The sequence below is a fragment of the Luteibacter rhizovicinus DSM 16549 genome, from assembly GCF_001887595.1.
Classification (GTDB): domain Bacteria; phylum Pseudomonadota; class Gammaproteobacteria; order Xanthomonadales; family Rhodanobacteraceae; genus Luteibacter; species Luteibacter rhizovicinus.
The window spans coordinates 2,753,601-2,772,612 of the sequence record NZ_CP017480.1 but is presented as its reverse complement, the minus strand read 5'-3'; the positions used below and the strand labels follow the sequence as shown (position 1 = coordinate 2,772,612).

Sequence of the window (19,012 nt, the reverse complement as noted above, 5' to 3'; positions counted from 1 at the left end):
TCAGGCGCGGTGGTAAGGATGGCCGGCCACCAGGGTGGTGGCGCGATACAACTGCTCGGCCAGCACGAGGCGGACCAGCATGTGCGGCAGGGTCAACGGACCGAGCGACCAGCGCTGGTCGGCCCGGGCGAGCACGTCCGGCGCATGGCCGTCGGGTCCACCGATGAGGAACGCGATATCGCGACCGCCCATCCGCCACTGTTCGAGTTGCTGGGCGAGGTCTTCGCTGGACCAGGTCTTGCCCCGTCCATCGAGCGCCACGACGTGGATATCGCGAGGCAGCGCCGCAAGGATGGCCACGCCTTCGTCGAGCGTGGCGCGTACATCGTCGCGACCCTTGCCCCGCGTGCCGGGCTTGATCTCGATCAGCTCGAGCGGGAGCTCGTGCGAAAGCCGCTTGCGGTACTCGGCGAAGCCTTCAGCCACCCAGGCCGGCATGCGTTCGCCGACCGCGATGAGTCGAGCCCGCACCGCGGGCTCAGTCGTTGGCGGCTTCGAAGCCGTCGTCGCCCACGGTCCACAGGCGCTCGAGGCCGTAGAACTCGCGGATACGGGGCATCATCACGTGGACGATGATGTCGCCCAGGTCGACCAGCACCCATTCGGCTTCGGTCTGACCTTCGACGCCGAGCGGCATCACGCCCGCCTCTTTGGCGAACTTGATGACTTCGTCGGCAATCGACTTGACGTGACGGGCGGAGGTGCCCGACGCGATGAAAAGAATATCGGCGATGGAGGTCTTGCCACGAACGTCGATTTCGCGAACGTCCTTGGCCTTGAGGTCTTCGAGCGCGGCGACGACGCGCTGGCGCAGGAGCTCGTTGTTGTCGGCAGACTTGCCCTTGGCCTTGCGGGATGCGGTCGAACTCAAGATGCGAAAACCTCATGCGGCGGGATGCCGGCTTCGAGGGCAGTATAACCCCCGCCGCTGCGGGGCGCGTCAAATGCCTGGGCAGGTATTCAGGTGTAGGGGGAGCCGATTTATCGGCGGTCAGCGCCCGAGGGCGCGATACGGCGCCAGCAGCGACTCGTCGTCGAAACAGGCCGAGGGCAGCAGGAACCGCGGCTCACTCCCCGCCGCGAACGCCTCGCGGATCGCCGTCGCGGCGATATCCAGCGGGGTGATGGCGATGTCGATCACCGTCCCGGCGGCGCCGTGGACCCGCTCCGAACGACGTCCGGCGATGAAATCGGCCAGTTCGGGGGGCGCCGTATGCGTCACGCCGGGCCGGTTCAACACACCGACGTGGGCGAAGGTGAAGAGCTCCCGCCACAGGTGCCAGGACGCCAGCCCGGCAAACGCGTCGGCCCCGACCAGCAACACCAGAGGCCGCTCCGGCCCAATGTCCGCACGCAGCGAAGCCAGGGTGTCGACCGAATAGGACGGGCCGTCGCGGTCCAGCTCACGGGTGTCGATGGTGAGCCGGTCCTGGCCGGCGAGCGCCGCCCGAAGCAGGGCGACCCGACCTGCCGCATCGGCGACCGGCGCCGGTCGGTGTGGCGGCGTACGCGCCGGCACCAGGCGGACCTCGGCCTCGAGCGCCTCGGCCGCCTCCCAGGCGGCACGCAGGTGACCGTGATGGATCGGATCGAAGGTACCCCCGAGGATGGCGAGCGGACGTACAGAGCTCATCCGAACGCTACCGCGGCCCGGGGTTCGGCGATCGCGGCGATCAACCGCTCGGCCTCGAGCCAGGGATTGCCCTGCTCGCGTCCCTTGGCCATGCGATCGATCCGCGCCGCACGGGCCAGGCAGGCCAGCCAATGTTCACGGGGCGCACGACGCAGGGCCTTGCGAAACAGTTGCTCGCGCGCGGGCCAGAGTCGCTCCACCTTGGCCTGTGCCGCGAAATCACGGGCATTGGCCAGGCGCAGCGCCAACTGCAGCTGGTTCACCAGCCAGCCCATCAGTGCGATGAGCTCGTCGCCCTCGGAGCGCAGGCCCGCCAGGATACGCAGGGCGCGACCGCCCTCACCGGCAAACGCAGCGTCGGTCAGCTTGAACGCGTCGAAGCGCGCGCTATCGGCGACGAGGCCTTCGAGCGTCGCCGCATCCAGCCGCTGATCGCCCGCCAGGACCACGAGCTTGTCGATCTCCTGCGCCGCTGCCAGCAGGTTGCCTTCGACCCGCTCGGCCAGCATGGCCACGGCGTCGGGGCTGGCCTTGACCCCACGGGAGGTGAGGCGCGCGCCAACCCACTGGGTCCATTCGTTCGGGCGCGGAGCATTAAAGACGACCTGGATGCCGCCGGCGTCGACGTTCTTGGTCCACACCGCCTCGTGCTTGGTGCTCCATTCGGTGGCGGTGATCAGCAGGGTGGTATCCGGAGGCGGATTGGCGACGAATTCGCTGATCGCGCTGCTCCCGTCCTTGCCCGCCCGGCCACCGGCCAGGCGCAGGTCGAGCAGCCGCTGGGTGGCGAACAGGGAAAGGCCAGCCGAGGACCGGGCCAGATCGTCCCAGTCGAAGCGGCTGTCCGCTTCGAGCACTTCGCGTTCGCTGTAACCCAGTCGGCGCGCCATCGCCCGGACGGCATCCGCCGCCTCGAGTACGAGCAGTTCCTCACCGGCGAGCAGGTACACCGGCGCCATCCGGTCACCGGCGAGATGCTTCTGCCACTGGCCGGGACTCATCGGCACCGTCGGGTTTCCTCAGGTGCCGCTGGGCGCGGGGGCCGGCGTCGCCGCGGCGGCGGGATGCGCACCGGCGGCTTCGAGGCGGAACAGGATCGACTGGACCATGTCGCCGACCAGGCTGCGCTGCAGCTCCTCGGTCTGGCTGGCCGTGCCGATGGTGTTGGTGGCGTCGTAGCTGAACTCACGGGACATATCGACCGACTGCGTCGGGACGATGACCGTGCCGTCGCCGGCCCGCACGTTGAAGTCCACGTGATAGCGGACCGCGTACTCGGTCACGCGTGCCGTACCGCTCACCGTAAGCGAGTCGGTGCGGAAGGTGTTCGCGGTGATCGTCAGGTCGGCCGCGTCGACGGACGCGTGGTCGACGATCTCCGCATTCGAATTCGACAGCGCGCGGCTCAGTTCGCGCTCCAGCAACCCGCCCGCCGCCACGGTCAGGTGGATCTTCTTCATGCCTGGCGGGAGCGCCGCGGTCTGCCGCAGATGAAAGCCGCAGCCACTGACCAGCGCGACGGCAGCGAGGACCAGGGCGGTACGCAGGGAACGGGAGAGGATCGGGATCATGATTATCCTGCGACGATGTTGACGATCTTTCCGGGCACGACGATCACCTTGCGCACGGTCTGGCCTTCGAGCATGCGCGCCACGGTGGGCTCGGCGCGCGCCATGGCCTCGGCGTCTTCCTTCGAGGCCGAGGCAGGCACCTCGATGGTAGCGCGAAGTTTGCCGTTGACCTGCACCGCATAGGTCAGCGAATCACGGACCAGGGCCGTCGGGTCCACCACCGGCCAGCCGGCATCCTCGACCAGGGTCTCGCCGTGACCGAGCACCTGCCACAACGCATGGGCGATATGCGGGGTAAACGGGTTGATCAGCTGGACCACGGCGGTGAACGCTTCCTGGCGCAGGGCGGCGCCCTGCGCGCTGGCGTCGTCGAACTTGGCCAGGGCGTTCAACAGTTCCATCAGCGCCGCGATAGCCGTATTGAAGGACTGGCGCCGACCGATATCGTCGGTGACCTTCTGAATGGTCTCGTGCAACTGACGACGAAGCGCCTTGCGTGCGCCGTCGGCGGCGGGATTCTCGCCCTGTGCCGCCGCGGCTCCGTCGGCATGGGCCGAGACATCGCGCCACAGGCGACGCAGGAAGCGGGCCATGCCTTCCACACCCGCTTCGTTCCATTCCAGCGACTGGTCCGGTGGTGCCGCGAACATCGAGAACAGGCGAACCGTATCGGCGCCGTACTTGTCGACCATGGACTGCGGGTCGACACCGTTGTTCTTGGACTTGGCCATCTTCTCGATGCCACCGATTTCCACCGGCTGGCCATCGCTGCGAAGCACGGCGCCGACGATGCGCGCGCGCTCGTCGCGCTGCACGTCGACATCGGCCGGATTGAACCAGGTGAGCGAACCATTCGCTTCCTTACGGAAGTAGGTTTCGGCGATCACCATGCCCTGGCAGAGCAGGTTCGTCGCCGGCTCATCGCTGTTTACCAGCCCTTCGTCACGCATCAGCTTGTGATAGAAGCGGAAATAAAGCAGGTGCAGGATGGCGTGCTCGATGCCACCGATGTACTGGTCGACCGGCGTCCAGTAGTTGGCTCGCTCGTCCACCTGCGCCGTCGCACCGGGGCTGGTGTAACGCGCGTAGTACCAGCTCGACTCCATGAAGGTGTCGAAGGTATCGGTTTCGCGCTCGGCAGGACCACCACACGAAGGGCACGTGGTCTTGCGCCATTCGGGATCGGCCTTGATCGGCGACTGCACACCGGAGAACGCGACGTCTTCGGGCAGCACGACCGGCAACTGGTCCTCGGGCACCGGCACGGCATCGCACTGGGGGCAATAGATCACGGGGATCGGGCAGCCCCAGTAGCGCTGTCGGCTCACGCCCCAGTCGCGGATTCGCCAGTTGACCCGGCGTTCGCCGCGGCCGGCGGCAATCAGCGCCAGCGAGATCGCGTCGAAGGCGGCCTTGAACCCAAGGCCGTCGAACGGACCGGAATTGATCAGCGTGCCGTACTCGGTGTACGCGCCGGCGGTCTGGATGTTGGATTCGAAGGTCTTGATCGTCTCGACGGCCGCGGACGACTGGTAGGCGTCGGACGAACCGCCTTCCAGGGCGTTTTGCAGCGTGTCGCCGCCCTCGGTCGCGAGGTCGCGACGAAGCTCGGCGACGGCGTCGACGACACCGCGATCGACGACGACCATCTTGATCGGCAAGGAGTATTTCTGGGCGAATTCCCAATCGCGCTGGTCGTGACCCGGCACCGCCATGACAGCGCCCGTGCCGTAGCCCATCAGCACGAAGTTGGCGACCCATACCGGCACCTTCTCGCCGGTGAGCGGATGCGTGGCGTCGACGCCCGTGTAATAGCCGCGCTTTTCCTGCGTCTCGAGCTCGGCTTCGGAGACCCCGCCCGCCTTGCAGCTCTCGATGAAGGCGGTGAGGCCCGGGTTGCCCACGGCGGCGCGCGTGGCAATGGGATGCTCGGCCGCGACCGCGACATACGAGACACCCATCAAGGTGTCCGGCCGCGTGGTGAACACGGTCAGCGGCTCGGCTTCGCCGTCCACGTCGAACTGGATTTCCAGGCCTTCGGAACGACCCAGCCAGTTGCGCTGCATCGTCTTGACCGCATCGGGCCAGCCGGGAAGCGTATCCAGGCCGTCCAGCAGTTCCTGCGCGTAAGCGGTGATCTTGAGGAACCACTGCGGGATCTCGCGCTTTTCGACCAGCGCACCGGAACGCCAGCCGCGGCCGTCGATCACCTGCTCATTGGCCAGCACGGTCTGGTCGACCGGGTCCCAGTTCACGACGCTGTTCTTGCGGTACACCAGGCCTTTCTTCATCAGCCGGGTGAACATCTGCTGTTCCCACTGGTAGTACTCGGGGCGGCAGGTCGTGACCTCGCGGGTCCAGTCGTACGCAAAGCCCATGCGCTTGAGCTGGTCGCGCATGTGCTCGATGTTCTTGTACGTCCACTTCGCCGGCGCGGTGTTGTTCTTGATCGCGGCGTTTTCGGCGGGCAGGCCGAAGGCGTCCCAACCCATCGGCTGCAAGACGTTCTTGCCCTGCTGGCGCTGGAAACGGCTGATCACGTCGCCGATGGTGTAGTTGCGGACATGCCCCATGTGCAGGGCGCCAGACGGATACGGCAGCATCGAGAGGCAATAGAACTTCGGCTTGCTCGCGTCCTCGGTCACTTCGAACGCGCGGGTGGCGTTCCAGAAGCGCTGGGCGGCGGTCTCGACGGCGTCGGGGGCGTAACCGCCCTGTTCGCGCGTGCCCTGGTCTTGGGTGTCCTGCATGGTGTTGGGTACCGGTGGGATGCTCACAATCGCGGGAGACTATCCCACGAGAGCGGTTCAGGCAAAGCGAAAGGCCACCTGGCGGGTGGAATGGTTTACTGGCAGGTGGACTGGCCGGCGGCGACGGCGCGGACGGCGGCGGCGACCTGGTCGGCCACCTGGCCGATGGCCCGCTGGTGGGCCTCGACCAGGCTGTCGTAGCTCGATCCGGCCGGCTCGCTGGCTCGCGAGGCACAGGCCGCGCCGGCTGTATCACCGGAGCGGACCGACCAGCTGGCCTCCAGGGTGGCGCTGCCGCCCACTTCGGAGTCGAAGCGGCGGACATCGAGCTGTACCCGAACGACCTTCTCGCCCTTGGCGTGCGGCAGGCCATGGACGTCGTGCGTGCCCAGGCGGGTCGACAGGTCGGCCACGAGCGCGCCCCGGATTTCGTCGCCGAGCGGCGAGGCCCAGCGTTCGCCATCGACCACGGAGACACCGGTGGCGCCGTGGCGCAGCACCAGGGCAGGCTGGTCCACCTGCGGCGGCACGCCGACGGCTTGCACGTCGATCACGAAGGGCGCGGCGACCGACCCCGGCGGGGCCGACGACGGCACCAGCGTGTGGAAGTGCGTGGGCGCCGACGAACAGGCGCCCAGGGCGACGATCAGGCTGGCGATGCCGAAACGGCGAAGTGTCTGGATCATGGCTGTACGTCCTTGCCCTGCTTCGGGGTCGCCGGCGTCGAGACCGGCGGTGCGGCATCAGCGCCACGGCCGCGCAGCAGCGCCTCGGGGTGACGACCGAGGTAATCGGTGAAAGCACGAACCGAGCGAATCGTGCGCTGCAGTTCCTCAAGGGTGTTGCCGATGTTCTGCTGGAGCGGCGAATCCTCCGACAGTGCATCGTTGGCCGTGCCGACCGTCTTGTTCACCCCCTGCAGGGTGCGTTTGGCTTCGGGCAGCAGTTCGGTGTTGACCTGCTTCAACGTGGCGTTGAGCTCATGCAGGCTGCCGTCGAGGTTCTTGCCGATCGAATCGAACGGGATCTTCTCGATCTTGTCGACGATGCTGGCCACCTGCTCCTGGATGTGATCGAAATCGCCCGGCGTGGTCGGGATCTCGAACGGACGGGCATTCGGATTGAACTCGACCTTCTTCGCCTTCGGATCGAAATCCAGCGCGATATAAAGCTGGCCGGTCAGCAGGTTGCCGTTGCGTGCCTGTGCGCGCAGGCCGTGGGCCACCAGGCCGCTCATGATCTTCGGCATCTCCGAGTCGCCGTCGCCGCCGGATAGCTTGGCCAGCTTGTCATGCGCCTGGCCCAGACGGTCCGGATAGACCACGGCACCGACGATGACCGGGAAGGTCTGCGTTTTCTCGTCGTAGTCGAGATTGACCGAAACGACGCGACCGAACTTCACGCCCAGGAATTCCACGGGCGCATCCACCGCCAGCCCGCGCAGCGAATGCTCGAAGCGCATGCGGATGTAGCGTGGCTTGCCGTCCGGCGGCGCGATCGCCGTGCCCTGGTCGTTGAACAGGGTGAACTCTTGCATTTCCGGCGCGGCGGTTTCCTCGTGCGGTCCCGGCGGATCCTGGAACGCGACGCCGCCGGCGATCACCGTGGCGAGCGATTGCGTATTGAGCTTGAGGCCATCCGCGCCCAGCGAGACGTCGACGCCACTGGCATTCCAGAAGCGCGCATCCTTGCTGACGAAGCGATCGTTCGGGCCGTCGACGAAGAGCTGCAGGGACACGCCCTTACCGTCCTTGTCCAGCTCGTACGACACGATGCGGCCGACCTGGATACGCCGGTAGTACACCGGCGAGCCGATATCGAGCGAGCCCAGATCGCTGGCGTGCAGCACGAAGCGACGGCCCGGTGCGCCATGGGTCACGGCGGGCGGGGTTTCCAGGCCGGTGAAGTCGTTCTGGTCGTCCTGCGAGTCACCGGCATCCGCGCCGATGAAGGCGCCGGACAGCAGGGTATCGATGCCCGACACGCCACTGGCGCCGATGCGCGGACGAACCACCCAGTAACGCGTGCCCTTGGTCGCGAAGGCCGCGGCGTCCTTCTCCAGGTCGATCACCACGGAGATGTGCGTGCGATCCTTGGACAGGCGCATGGTGGTGACCTTGCCGATCACCACGTTCTTGTACTTGACCTGGGTCTTATTGGCTTCGATGCCTTCGGCGGTGAGGAAGGTGACGGTGATCTTCGGTCCTGCCGAGGTGAAGTGCGTCACCATCAGGGAAATGCCCACCAGGGCGGCGATGATCGGCACCAGCCAGATCAGCGAGAAGCCGAGCTTCGACTTGCGCACCTCCGGTTGCGGCAGGTCGTCGTCCTGCACTGGCGTATTTCCTTGGTTGGTGTCGCTCATTGCGATTTCCTGTTATCCCAGATCAGACGGGGATCGAAGCTCATGGCTGAAAGCATCGTCAGTACGACGACCACGCCGAAATAGACCACGCCGGGCAAGGGCTCGACGCGGCTGAGAATCTGAAAGTGCACCAGGGCGGAGAGTATCGCCACGACGAACACGTCGAGCATGGACCAGTAGCCGATCAACTCGACGAAACGGTAGAGCCTCGCGCGTTGCTTCGATACCAGCCCGCTCGAGCGCTGCACCGACACCAGCAGCACCGTCATGATGATGAATTTCAACATGGGCACGACGATGCTCGCCGTGAAAACGATGACCGCCAGGCCGGGCGAACCGGCCCGCCACAACTCGAAAATGCCGCTGAGGATGGTGTTGTCGTCCTTCGAGGACAGGCTCTGCGTGCGCATGATCGGAAACACGTTCGCCGGGATGTAGAACATCGCCGCGGCCAGCAGCAGCGCCCACGAGCGCGCGATGCTGCCCTGTTTGCGTACGTGCAGGGCGCTATGGCAACGCGGGCAATGCGCGTGCGGATCCTCGCTGTAAGCCGTGACCAGGCGACAGACATGGCACGACATCATGCCGAGTTCCTGGGCCCGCGGAGGCGCACTCATGCTTTCGCGTCCCCGGTGACATCCCACAGGTGGCGGGCATCATGACTGGAGAACACCGTGATGAGCACGGTAAGGAAACCGAACGCCCAGATACCTGCGCCGGGTACGACATCGAAATACGTGTGCGCCTTGACCACGGCCACCAGGGTGCCAAGCATGAACACCTCGATCATGCTCCAGGGCTTGACCCGCACCAGCGCCGTCATCGCCTCGGCGAAGCCGGGGGCGCGGCGCCCGTCACGGGCGAACCAGAGCACCCAGGCGAAAATCATCAGCTGACTGAGCGGGAAGAAGAACAGGGTCAGGGCGGTCAATACGGCTACGATCTGCGCGCCATCGTTCCACATGGCGATCACGGCGCCCCAGAGGGTCGTGTCCTCCGCCATGCCGGACAGCTTCAGGGTCACGATGGGCGAGACGTTGGCGATCACGAAGACGATCAGGGAGGCGACGATCAGGGCGAACTGCCCGTCCACGCCAATCCACTGATGGCGCTCGAGAACGGCACCGCAGACCGTGCAGTCGGCCACCTGCCCACGCAACAGCTTCCGCTTCTGGTAAACGGAGTCGCAGTGCTCGCAAATGATCAGGTTCTGGGCGTGGTGCATGCCGTCCCGGCGGTTCAAGGCCACGGTGGCCTGCCCGCCTATGATCGCAAATCCGCGTAAACGGCGCATGACGAGAGACGTAGGATCAGTCCTAAAACGGTGTACGGGCTTGATATGCTCCGCCTCTTCCCCGATTTATGGGGCATCGAATCAGCGTCCCAGGAGCCCCACGTGACCAGCGCCCAGACCCGTAGCGAGCACATCTTCGACGCGACCACGGCCGCTTTCGAGGACGAGGTCATCAAGGCCTCGCTGGAGACCCCGGTCCTGGTGGATCTCTGGGCCGAATGGTGCGGCCCGTGCAAGTCGCTCGGACCGATCCTCGAGAAGCTCGCCGCCGAGTACAACGGCAGCTTCCGCCTGGCGAAAATCGACGTGGACGCCGAGCAGGAGCTGGCGGCCATGTTCGGCGTGCGCAGCATCCCGACCGTGATCCTGATCAGCGGCGGCCAGGTGGTCGACGGCTTCGCGGGTGCCCTGCCCGAGGGCCAGATCCGCGAGTTCCTGACCAAGCACGGCGTCCAGCCGGGCGAGGCCGCCAACGATGGGACCGCCGAGGCCGCCACACCGGAAACCGCTGAAGAGGCCATCAACCGGCTCCAGCAGGCCATCGCCGCCGAGCCGGAACGCGCGGAACTCAAGCTCGACCTCGCCCTGGCCCTGATGCGTGCCGGAAACGTGGCCTCGGCCCAGTCCGAGCTCGACGCCCTGCCCGCCAACCTGGCCACCGACGCCCGTGCCGTGCGCCTCCGTAGCCAGCTCGAGCTGGCCCGCGCCCTGGCCGGCGCGCCGTCCCTCGAGGCACTGAAGGCCCGCGTGCAGTCGGACGACGCCGACTGGGAAGCCCGTGACCTGCTCGGCGTGCGTCTGCTGATCGAGGGCGAGGCCGCCGCGGGTCTGGACCAGTTTCTCGACATCCTCAAGCGCCAGCGCGACTGGAACGAGGGACAAGCCAAGAAGCGGCTGCTCGCGGCGTTCACCACGCTCGACGATGCCGCACTGGTCAGCCAGTACCGCCGGAAGATGGCTTCGCTGGTTTTCTGAAACCGGGCGCTTCTGCAAGCACCCATCGCCGATAAATCGGCTCCCACACAGAACAGGCTTTGTGTGGGAGCCGCTTCAGCGGCGATTCCGCAAAGCCTTGCCTCACCGCCCCTTCTTGCGGCGCACATACAGCTGCTTGCGCACCGACGCCACCAGCTCGCCGGACGCCGTGCGCACATCGGTCTCGAACCAGCGCAGGCACTTCTCGCCGTTCGCGGTGGCCGCGCGCACCTCGTCGAGCACGGCCTCCTCGACGTGGAATTCGGCGAACACATCCTCCCGCCCCGGCGACACGAAACGAATCTCGCCCGCCTGGTCCCAGACGATGTAATCGTCGCCCAGGCTCTTCAGGGTCATGATCATCCAGAACGGATCGGTCATCGAAAACAGGCTGCCGCCGAAATGCGTCCGCACGTAATTGCGGTTGTACCAGGCGAGTTTCAGCCGCACCCGCGCATGGCGATAGTCGTCGTCGAGTCGCAGCACGCGAACCCCGGCGAAGAGAAACGGAGGCCACCAGTTGAGGACGCGTCGCAAGGTGCTTGCTTTCATGACGAGGGATTCGGGATCGGGGAGCCAGTCATCCTAGTGGCGCCCGGGCGACGAACGAAGACCCCCGTTTTAAACGAAGGGTGACCAATGGCAGGGGGCCACCCGGGTTCGCGCGCCTACCATCGATCGCACCTACCCGCCGCGGGAATCCGAGCCATGCGTCTTACGCTCCGCCGTGCCACCCTGCCCACCGCCCTCGCCGTGGCGATGGCTCTCTCAGGTTCCTCCGCGTTCGCCCAGGACCTTCCCCCGCCGGTCGACCAGCCCTACCAGGGTACGCTCGGCCTCAACGTCGATCTCACCGACGCACCGAAGAACATCTATCACGTGCGCGAGACCATTCCGGTCGCGTCCGGGCCGCTCACGTTGTTCTACCCGAAGTGGATCCCGGGCGAACACTCCCCGTCGGGCCCGATCCAGAATGTCGCCGGCCTGACGATTTCCGCGAACGGCAAGCCGCTCGCATGGCGCCGCGACCTCAAGGAAATGTTCGCCCTGCACGTGGATGTCCCCGCCGGCGTCGACAAGCTCGACGTCGCCTTCGAGTTTCTCGCGCCGCGCGAGTCGGGCGGATTCTCGTCCAGCCCCTCGTCCACACCGAACTTCGTCGCCCTCGAGTTCAACCAGGTCGCGTTCTATCCGGCGGGCTACTACACCAGCCGCATCATGATCCAGCCGACCGTGAAGCTGCCGGCGGGGTGGAAGTTTGCCAGCGCCCTGGAAACGGACACGCCCGACAGTGCGTCGCCGAGCTTCAAGGCGGTCAGCTTCGAGAACCTCGTCGACTCGCCGCTGGTCGCCGGTCGCCACTTCAATCGTGTCGACCTTGCGCCGGGCGCATCGACCGCCGTTCACCTGAACATCGTCGGCGACAGTGCCGCCAGCGTCAAAGCCACCGACAAGCAGATAGCGGGACAGCGCGCGCTGATCGTGCAGGCCAACAAGCTGTTCGGCGCACATCACTACAGCCATTACGACTTCCTGCTGATCAACTCCGATCACACGCAACACTTCGGCCTGGAACACCATCAGTCCAGCGACGATCGCCTGTTCGCCAACTTCCTCACCGACAACGACGTCAACCTCGCCGCCGGTACGCTGCTGCCGCATGAATACGTGCACTCGTGGAACGGTAAGTTCCGCCGCCCCGCCGACCTGTGGACGCCGACCTTCACCGAGACGATGCAGGACGACCTGCTCTGGGTGTACGAAGGCCTGACCGATTACTGGTGCGGCGTGCTCGCCGCGCGCTCCGGCATCTGGACGACCGATCAGTGGCGCGACTCGCTGGCCAGCATCTCGGCCGGCATGTCCAACCGTACGGGCCGTTCATGGCGTTCCTTGCAGGACACCGCCGACGCCGCACCGTTGACCTATGCAGGCGGTGGCGGCTGGTCGAACTACCGTCGCGGCACGGACTTCTATCCCGAAGGCCAGCTGCTCTGGCTCGACGTAGACACGAAGATCCGCGACCTCTCCGGTGGCAAGCATTCGCTCGACGATTTCGCGCGTGCGTTCTACGGCATGGACAACGGTGAGTACGGCACGAAGACCTATACCTTCGACGACGTCGTCAGCACGCTCAACGGCGTCCAGGCTTACGACTGGGCGAGCTTCCTGCGCCAGCGACTCGACGCCACCGGCAACACCCTGCCCGAGCACGGCATCGAGAACGGCGGTTGGAAGGTGGTCTTCGACGACAAGCCCAGTGGTTTCGACAAGACGGCCGAGACCCTGCGCAAGTCGACCAACCTCGCGTACTCGCTCGGCGTGCAGGTGTCCGAAAAGGGCGTGATCCAGGACGTGCAGTGGGATGGCACGGCGGCGAAGGCCGGGCTCGTACCGGGGCTGACGATCGTTGCCGTCAACGGCAAGGACTTTTCGGGACAGGCACTGAAGGATGCGGTGACCGACGCGAAGTCGACCACCACGCCGATCGAGTTCCTGGTCAAGAACATCGACGAGTTCAGCACCGTGAAGGTCGACTACCACGGCGGCCTGAAGTATCCGCACCTGGTGCGTGGCGAGGGCAAGGACCTCATCGGTGTCATCGCCACGCCGCGCAAGTAGGCGGCCGGGGCAGGCGGCGCGGCCATGACCGCGCCGCCCTTCCGATCAGGGATTCTCGCGATTGGTCTCGAACAGGAACCATACGCGACGCTCACCCTGGTCGATCCAGTTCTCGATGAGGCTGGCCGTGGCGACATCGGAGTATTCGTCGCACAGCGAATGCGTCTCACGCAGGAAGCCGACCAGACGCTGGTTGTCCTCGCGCAGTTCGGCGAGCATGTCCTGCGGCGTGACGAAATCGGCGTCGTTATCGGACAGGCGCTGCACGCGCGCGATGTGGCCGATCGAACGCAAGGTGGTTCCGCCGATCTTGCGCACGCGCTCGGCGAGATCGTCGGTCATGCTGAAAATCTGCTCACCCTGCTCATCGAGCAACAGATGCAGGTCGCGGAAACGCGGGCCCGACATATGCCAATGAAAATTCTTGGTCTTCAGGTAAAGCGCGAACGTATCGGCGAGCAGTGCGTTGAGTTCGGCCGAGATATCGCGGGTGGCGTCGGCGCCGAGGCCGGTCGGTGTGTGCAGGTCGGCCTTGCGCTTGGCTTTGGTCGCTTCGGGATTCTTCATTGCGGCGCTCCACGGAGGGCCCTTGAGTATGCGCCGGCCTTTGTTACGGAGATTGGAAATTCCGCTCAGGACAACGGCAACGTCACCATCACGCGCAGGCCCGGTCCGGATGGCGCATCGAGCAACTGGACCTTCGCCGCATGCAGCTCGGCCGCGCGCTGGACAATGGAAAGGCCCAGGCCGAAACCTTCACCCTGCGTGTCCATGCCACGCTGGAAACGGGTGAACATGGACGCGCGACGTTCGGGCGGAATACCCGGACCATCGTCGAGGACTTCGAGCAGGACCTCGTCCTCGTCACGACTGATCGAAAGCTCTACGTGACCGCCTGCGGGCACGTGCCGGAAGGCGTTTTCAAGCAGGTTGCGCAGCAAGGCACCGAGCGCGACGCCATAACCCTCGATAAGCAGGTTCGCCGGCAACTCGCGGATGCTGAGCTCGACGCCACCGCGGCCGATGAGCGGCGCCAGCTCCTCGATGACCTCGAGCGCCAGTTCGGCAAGATCCACGCGGCTACGCGCACCCGAAGCCGCCCCGACCTCCAGTCGCGCCAACGCCAGTAACTGCTCCGTGCGCCGGGCAAGGGAGACCAGGCATTCCCGAGCCGCCTCGAGGGCGGCCTGGGCCTCGTGCGGCTGGGCCGACGACATCGCGTTCTCGAGATTGATCATCGTCGACGCCAGCGGCGTGCGTAACTCGTGGGCGACATCGGCACTGAAGCGCCGTTCGCGCTCGAGGGCGCTCTCCAGGCGACCGATCTGGCCGTTGAGGGCGTCCAGGACGGGCTTCAGTTCGGTCGGCGCGTGCTCCAGGCGGATCGGTTCGCGGCTACCGGGCTCGCGACGCGACAGCGCGCCTGCCAGGATCTCCAGCGGGCGCAGACCACGCCGGATCGCCCAGCCGACCAGCAGCGCGAGCAGGGGCAGTCCGAGAAAGGTCGGCAAGCCGTGTTCGACCCACAGCGCGCGCGTGATCTCGTGGCGGCTGTCGTAACGCTCCCCGGAGCGGATCGTGATGCCCTCGTCTTCCATGATCAGGGTGAACACGCGCCAGGTGTGCCTGCCGCTGACCACGTCTTCGAATTCGCCGTCGGCCGCGGGCGTGTTCGGCAGCATGGCGAGGTTTTCCGTCGCAAGGAGCAAGCTGCCGTCGCGATCGAACACTTCGAAGCCCACTTCGGACTCGTAAGTTCGACCCTGCACCGTCAACTCCTGCGGATGGTTCGACATACTCGGCACCAGCAGGCGCGCGGCACGCTGGCTGCGCAACTGGTCCACGCCGATCCGGCCCACCAGGACTTCGAGGGTACGTGCCGCCTGGGCGAGCCGGCCGTCGGACAGTTCGTCCACTTCCTCCAGCGTGCGCTTGGCGCTGAGCATGCCCAGCGGCAGCAGCACCGCCGCGAGCACGATGATGATGAGGACCAGCAGGTGCGAACGCAGGCTGAGGGGCTTCACCGCGGCTCCCGCGGCAACATGTAGCCGAAGCCGCGCACCGTCTGGATCGCGTCGTGGCTGAGCTTGCGCCGCAGGGCGTGCACGAGGACCTCGAGCGCGCTGCTGCTCATCGCCGCATCCGGGCCGTACAGGGACGTTTCGAGCGCCTCGCGGCGGACGATGCGGCCGGCGCGCTCCATCAGCGCCTGGAGCAATGCGAACTCACGGCGCGTCAGGTCGACCTTGTCGCCGTGCCAGATCACCTCCCACGTGCCCAGGTCGAGGCTCAAGGCGCCGGCGTCGAGTCGGTTGACCGCCTCCCCTCTGACACGCCGGGCCAGCGAGCGAATGCGCGCGGCCAACTCGTCGAGGTGGAAGGGTTTGACCAGGTAATCGTCGGCGCCGGCGTCGAGGACGCGGATACGCGAATCCAGGGCTTCGCGGGCGGACATGACGATCACCGGCGTCGTCACGCGGGACTGCCGCGCCTCGACGAGCACATCCATGCCGTCCTTGCCGGGCAGGCCGAGATCGAGCAGCACCAGGTCGGCCTCATGCTCGCGCATGGCCGCCAGCGCCTCGTTGCCGTCGCGGAACCAGCTGATCGTATAGGCCAGTCGCTCCAGCGCCCTGCGGATGGCGTCGCCGAGCTGAGCGTCGTCTTCGACGAGGATGATGTGCAAGGGGGCGATCCCGTGGCGGACACGAGCGATAGTATCCCTGCCCCGAGCTTAGTGCCGCCTTAGAAACCTCGGTCAACCGGCTTCGAAGCGGGCGATCTCGTCCAGTCGCTCGCGGGCCCTGTGCACCGCCCTGCCTTCGGGGGAGCGCGCCAGGCGCGACACCACGACGTAAACGCCGAGGCAGACGACGGCGGTCGCCAGCTGGAAGCCGACGAGTCCCGGGCGGGTAGCGACGATGTCCACCCCAAGCAGAGCGAACGCCCAGACGATCAGGGCTATCCACATGAAGCAGCCGACGATGCCGAACCAGCGGCCCTCGCGGATGCGCCAGGCGCGCAGACTCGCCACCCGTCGCTGCAACTCCAGTACGGGTGCCCCTTCGTTCACCCGGCCGACCAGGAACAGGTTGCGCGCCGCGGCCACGATCATCGCTATGGCGTACAGGTGCAGCAGCAAGCCGGTAACCAGCAGGTTCGGCATGTCACGGTGATCGATCCAGAACGAACCCGCCCCAACCGCCAACGCCAGGCCCGCGACGATCTGGATCGTCTGGCCGATGACGAGCGGGCGTAGTTCGGCGCGAACACCGCCAACGCCACGCGCGGGTGCCGCGGCTTCCAGTCGGGACACCCGATGGTCCAGGACCTGCCAGGCGGCTTTCAGTTCATCGAGTTCCATCGCGTTCTCCCCTGCTGGACGGTGTGCCGGTCATATCCCGACGGAGGCGTTGTTTCAGCCGCGCGAGGCGGGTACCAACGTTGGATTCGCCGATGCCCAGCACGGCGGCGATCTCCGCATAGGGCTGCTCGTCGAGGTGGAGCAGGATCAGGGCGCGATCGAGCGGCTCCAGGGTCTCGATTGCGCGGGCCAGCTGAACGAGACGCTCGTCCGGTTCGTCGATCGCCGTGCCGCCGCCCAGCGTATCGATGAGCGAGGCATCCAGTGACTGCGTACGCTCACGTTGGCGCCGCGCATGCGACAGCCCCACATTCAGGGCAACGCGATACATCCAGGTGGAAAACGGACGTCCCGCGTCGTAACCACCGAACGATCGCCAGACCTGCAGAAGGATTTCCTGGGCAAGGTCCCGCCGATCCTCCTCGCCCCGGGCGTAAACGGCCGCAACCTTGAAGACGATCTTGCGGTGTGTCTGCAGCAGCGCTTCGAACGCGCGACGTCTCTCGGCCTCGGCCATGAACCCTCCTCTTTCCCCCATGATTCGCGACGGCGTGGAAAAAATCACACAATGGCCGGATTCTCCTGCCGGATGGGTCCATGCCTGCCACGCTCCCCGCACGCTTCCTCCTCGCCCTGATCGCGCTGGCCCCCGTCGCGATCCAGGCGAAAGACACCTGGATCACGCCCGCCGAGGCTTCCTCCTTCCGCACCACGCCCTCCTACGCCGACACCCAGGCCTTCCTGCAACGGCTCGCCCAGGCGGCACCGGGCACGATCCGGCTGGCGACCTTCGGCACGACGCCGGAAGGGCGGCCGATGACCGTGGTCATCGCGGCAAAGGATGGCGACCTCACGCCGGAGAAGGCCCGCGCCGCCGGCAAGCCCATCGTGCTGCTCCAGGCGGGTATCCATCCCGGCGAGATCGAAGGCAAGGACGCCGGCCTGATGCTGCTGCGCGACTTCGCCGCGACCGGGCGCCTACCCCACCTGCTCGATCATGCCGTGCTGGTCTACATCCCGGTCTACAGCGTCGATGGCCATGAGAACGCGAACCCGTACAACCGCATCAACCAGAACGGCCCGGACGAGATGGGCTTTCGCGGTCAATCGCAGTACCTCAACCTCAACCGCGATTACGTCAAGGCCGACGCGCCGGAGACGCGCGCGTGGCTGGCACTGTGGAATACGTGGAAGCCCGACCTGCTCATCGATATCCACACCACCGATGGCGCGGATTACCAGTACGACGTCACTTGGTACGCGGAGGATGCACACAAGCTGCCGCCGTCGATCGCGACCTGGCAGCGGGCGGCGTATGAAGGCGATGCCATGCCTGCCTACGAGAAGCTCGGCCACCTCGCCGCGCCGTACCTGGAATTCCGCGACGGCCGCGACCTCACCAAGGGCATCGAGAATTTCGGCTCGGGCCCGCGCTTTTCCACAGGTTACGCGGCCATCCGCAATCGTGCCGGCCTGCTGATCGAAACGCACATGCTCAAGTCGTACGAGATACGCGTCCGCGCGACCTACGATGTCGTGCGCGCCGTGCTCGCGCACGTGAACAAGGATCCCGCTGCCCTGCTCCAGGCGTCGAAGGACGCCGATAGCTGGGCGGCCACGCTTTCCATGAAGCCCGGCGCCTCGCTGCCGGTCACCTTCAAGCAAGATCCGACGTCGACACCCTTCATGCTCAAGGGCTACGCATTCACGCAGACGAAGAGCGAACTCTCCGGCGACATCTGGGTGCAGTACGACCCGAAGACGAAGAAGAACTACGCGATCCAGAACTGGAACGACCTGCTTCCCGATGTGTCGGCATCGATTCCGGCTGCCTGGGCGATCCCGCCGCAGTGGACCGATGCGATCGATCGACTCGATGCGCACGGTATCCCGTATACGCGCACGACCGCACCGGTACGCGTGCAGGCCGAACGCGACGACATGACCGACCCCACGTGGGCGGCCAAGCCCTTCGAAAGCCACCACATGCTCAAGGACGTGCACATCGCGTCGTCGAAGCAGGACGTCGACCTTCCCGCCGGCACCGTGATCGTGCGCGCGGACAACGCCGATGCCGTGCTCGCCCTGAACCTGCTCGATGCCCGGGCCCCGGATTCGTTGCTCCGCTGGGGCTATTTCAATGCCGTGTTCGAACAGAAGGAGTACGGCGAGGCGCGCGTGCTCGAAGCCCTGGCGCGAAAGATGATGGCCGCGAATCCCGCCTTGAAAACAGAGTTCGAAGCGAAGCTGAAGAGCGACGCCGCTTTCGCCGCAAGCCCCCGCGCACGCCTCACCTTCTTCTACGAACGCAGCCCGTGGTACACGGTGCAGAAGGTCGGTGTGTATCCCATCGTGCGCCTCGACGCCGCGGCACTTTCAACGATTCAGTGACATTGTAGGAGCCGAATGCATCGGCGATCCCGCGGCAGCGGGGCCAG

General features: G+C 66.1%; 19 protein-coding genes. 3 read left to right on the top strand and 16 right to left on the bottom strand.

Annotated features, from left to right (window positions below; genetic code table 11):
* The 10 genes from rlmH to BJI69_RS12540 all read right to left on the bottom strand — a co-directional run bounded on the left by rlmH (position 1) and on the right by BJI69_RS12540 (position 9,613).
* On the bottom strand, positions 1-471 hold the full coding sequence (gene rlmH / locus BJI69_RS12585) for a 23S rRNA (pseudouridine(1915)-N(3))-methyltransferase RlmH (protein ID WP_046968900.1): 471 nt from the start codon (positions 469-471) through the stop codon (positions 1-3).
* Between the two features lie 7 nt (positions 472-478).
* On the bottom strand, positions 479-871 hold the full coding sequence (gene rsfS / locus BJI69_RS12580) for a ribosome silencing factor (protein ID WP_075019287.1): 393 nt from the start codon (positions 869-871) through the stop codon (positions 479-481).
* A 120-nt stretch (positions 872-991) separates the two neighbouring features.
* Positions 992-1,633: a nicotinate-nucleotide adenylyltransferase gene (nadD, locus tag BJI69_RS12575; protein ID WP_071924955.1), complete on the bottom strand. Its 642-nt coding sequence runs from the start codon at positions 1,631-1,633 to the stop codon at positions 992-994.
* Positions 1,630-2,640: a DNA polymerase III subunit delta gene (gene holA / locus BJI69_RS12570; RefSeq protein ID WP_046968897.1), complete on the bottom strand. Its 1,011-nt coding sequence runs from the start codon at positions 2,638-2,640 to the stop codon at positions 1,630-1,632. Before holA ends, nadD begins: the two co-directional genes overlap by 4 nt.
* 12 nt (positions 2,641-2,652) lie before the next feature.
* Entirely contained in the window at positions 2,653-3,204 is a 552-nt protein-coding gene (locus BJI69_RS12565; protein ID WP_046968896.1) for an LPS-assembly lipoprotein LptE, read from the bottom strand.
* 2 nt (positions 3,205-3,206) lie between these two features.
* On the bottom strand, positions 3,207-5,954 hold the full coding sequence (leuS, locus tag BJI69_RS12560; RefSeq protein WP_046968895.1) for a leucine--tRNA ligase: 2,748 nt from the start codon (positions 5,952-5,954) through the stop codon (positions 3,207-3,209).
* A gap of 95 nt (positions 5,955-6,049) precedes the next feature.
* Positions 6,050-6,640, bottom strand: coding sequence for a PqiC family protein (locus BJI69_RS12555; protein ID WP_046968894.1), 591 nt, complete (start codon positions 6,638-6,640; stop codon positions 6,050-6,052).
* Positions 6,637-8,319 carry a PqiB family protein gene (locus BJI69_RS12550; protein WP_046968893.1) on the bottom strand — a complete coding sequence of 561 codons (1,683 nt, stop codon included), beginning with the start codon at positions 8,317-8,319 and terminating at the stop codon, positions 6,637-6,639. The genes BJI69_RS12555 and BJI69_RS12550 overlap by 4 nt, the downstream gene beginning before the upstream one ends.
* Entirely contained in the window at positions 8,316-8,936 is a 621-nt protein-coding gene (locus BJI69_RS12545; protein WP_046968892.1) for a paraquat-inducible protein A, read from the bottom strand. Before BJI69_RS12545 ends, BJI69_RS12550 begins: the two co-directional genes overlap by 4 nt.
* The gene (locus tag BJI69_RS12540) at positions 8,933-9,613 is read right to left on the bottom strand and encodes a paraquat-inducible protein A (RefSeq protein WP_078023164.1); all 681 of its coding nucleotides are present in this window, start codon (positions 9,611-9,613) and stop codon (positions 8,933-8,935) included. The genes BJI69_RS12545 and BJI69_RS12540 overlap by 4 nt, the downstream gene beginning before the upstream one ends.
* Positions 9,614-9,715: 102 nt before the next feature.
* Here BJI69_RS12540 and trxA point away from each other — a divergent pair, with 102 nt between their 5' ends.
* A complete protein-coding gene (gene trxA, locus BJI69_RS12535; protein ID WP_046968890.1) occupies positions 9,716-10,588 on the top strand; it encodes a thioredoxin in 873 nt (290 codons plus the stop codon).
* Positions 10,589-10,690: 102 nt separating this feature from the next.
* On the opposite strand, the gene BJI69_RS12530 is transcribed toward trxA, so the two are convergent.
* Positions 10,691-11,140 carry a DUF4442 domain-containing protein gene (locus BJI69_RS12530; protein ID WP_046968889.1) on the bottom strand — a complete coding sequence of 150 codons (450 nt, stop codon included), beginning with the start codon at positions 11,138-11,140 and terminating at the stop codon, positions 10,691-10,693.
* 156 nt (positions 11,141-11,296) lie between these two features.
* Between BJI69_RS12530 and BJI69_RS12525 the strand changes: the two genes are divergently transcribed.
* Complete coding sequence (locus BJI69_RS12525) at positions 11,297-13,210, top strand: M61 family metallopeptidase (protein WP_046968888.1); 1,914 nt, start codon at positions 11,297-11,299, stop codon at positions 13,208-13,210.
* Positions 13,211-13,255: 45 nt separating this feature from the next.
* Here the strand turns inward: BJI69_RS12525 and BJI69_RS12520 are convergent, their stop codons facing one another.
* The 5 genes from BJI69_RS12520 to BJI69_RS12500 all read right to left on the bottom strand — a co-directional run bounded on the left by BJI69_RS12520 (position 13,256) and on the right by BJI69_RS12500 (position 17,091).
* On the bottom strand, positions 13,256-13,777 hold the full coding sequence (locus BJI69_RS12520) for a Dps family protein (RefSeq protein WP_046968887.1): 522 nt from the start codon (positions 13,775-13,777) through the stop codon (positions 13,256-13,258).
* 65 nt (positions 13,778-13,842) lie between these two features.
* A complete protein-coding gene (locus tag BJI69_RS12515) occupies positions 13,843-15,234 on the bottom strand; it encodes an ATP-binding protein (RefSeq protein WP_046968886.1) in 1,392 nt (463 codons plus the stop codon).
* On the bottom strand, positions 15,231-15,896 hold the full coding sequence (locus tag BJI69_RS12510) for a response regulator (RefSeq protein WP_046968885.1): 666 nt from the start codon (positions 15,894-15,896) through the stop codon (positions 15,231-15,233). The genes BJI69_RS12515 and BJI69_RS12510 overlap by 4 nt, the downstream gene beginning before the upstream one ends.
* A 72-nt stretch (positions 15,897-15,968) precedes the next feature.
* The gene (locus tag BJI69_RS12505) at positions 15,969-16,574 is read right to left on the bottom strand and encodes a hypothetical protein (protein WP_052767305.1); all 606 of its coding nucleotides are present in this window, start codon (positions 16,572-16,574) and stop codon (positions 15,969-15,971) included.
* On the bottom strand, positions 16,561-17,091 hold the full coding sequence (locus BJI69_RS12500) for an RNA polymerase sigma factor (protein ID WP_046968884.1): 531 nt from the start codon (positions 17,089-17,091) through the stop codon (positions 16,561-16,563). Before BJI69_RS12500 ends, BJI69_RS12505 begins: the two co-directional genes overlap by 14 nt.
* Positions 17,092-17,171: 80 nt before the next feature.
* Here BJI69_RS12500 and BJI69_RS12495 point away from each other — a divergent pair, with 80 nt between their 5' ends.
* Positions 17,172-18,965, top strand: a complete 1,794-nt coding sequence (locus tag BJI69_RS12495; protein ID WP_046968883.1) for a M14 family metallopeptidase — start codon at positions 17,172-17,174, stop codon at positions 18,963-18,965.
* Positions 18,966-19,012: the final 47 nt, after the last annotated feature.

Excerpts from the sequence above, each read along its gene's own strand:
- nadD (WP_071924955.1), bottom strand. The coding sequence starts at position 1,633 with ATGAGCTCTGTACGTCCGCTCGCCATCCTCGGGGGTACCTTCGATCCG.
- BJI69_RS12565 (WP_046968896.1), bottom strand. The coding sequence starts at position 3,204 with ATGATCCCGATCCTCTCCCGTTCCCTGCGTACCGCCCTGGTCCTCGCT.
- leuS (WP_046968895.1), bottom strand. The coding sequence starts at position 5,954 with ATGCAGGACACCCAAGACCAGGGCACGCGCGAACAGGGCGGTTACGCC.
- BJI69_RS12555 (WP_046968894.1), bottom strand. The coding sequence starts at position 6,640 with ATGATCCAGACACTTCGCCGTTTCGGCATCGCCAGCCTGATCGTCGCC.
- BJI69_RS12550 (WP_046968893.1), bottom strand. The coding sequence starts at position 8,319 with ATGAGCGACACCAACCAAGGAAATACGCCAGTGCAGGACGACGACCTG.
- BJI69_RS12545 (WP_046968892.1), bottom strand. The coding sequence starts at position 8,936 with ATGAGTGCGCCTCCGCGGGCCCAGGAACTCGGCATGATGTCGTGCCAT.
- BJI69_RS12540 (WP_078023164.1), bottom strand. The coding sequence starts at position 9,613 with ATGCGCCGTTTACGCGGATTTGCGATCATAGGCGGGCAGGCCACCGTG.
- BJI69_RS12530 (WP_046968889.1), bottom strand. The coding sequence starts at position 11,140 with ATGAAAGCAAGCACCTTGCGACGCGTCCTCAACTGGTGGCCTCCGTTT.
- BJI69_RS12525 (WP_046968888.1), top strand. The coding sequence starts at position 11,297 with ATGCGTCTTACGCTCCGCCGTGCCACCCTGCCCACCGCCCTCGCCGTG.
- BJI69_RS12520 (WP_046968887.1), bottom strand. The coding sequence starts at position 13,777 with ATGAAGAATCCCGAAGCGACCAAAGCCAAGCGCAAGGCCGACCTGCAC.
- BJI69_RS12505 (WP_052767305.1), bottom strand. The coding sequence starts at position 16,574 with ATGGAACTCGATGAACTGAAAGCCGCCTGGCAGGTCCTGGACCATCGG.
- BJI69_RS12500 (WP_046968884.1), bottom strand. The coding sequence starts at position 17,091 with ATGGCCGAGGCCGAGAGACGTCGCGCGTTCGAAGCGCTGCTGCAGACA.
- BJI69_RS12495 (WP_046968883.1), top strand. The coding sequence starts at position 17,172 with ATGCCTGCCACGCTCCCCGCACGCTTCCTCCTCGCCCTGATCGCGCTG.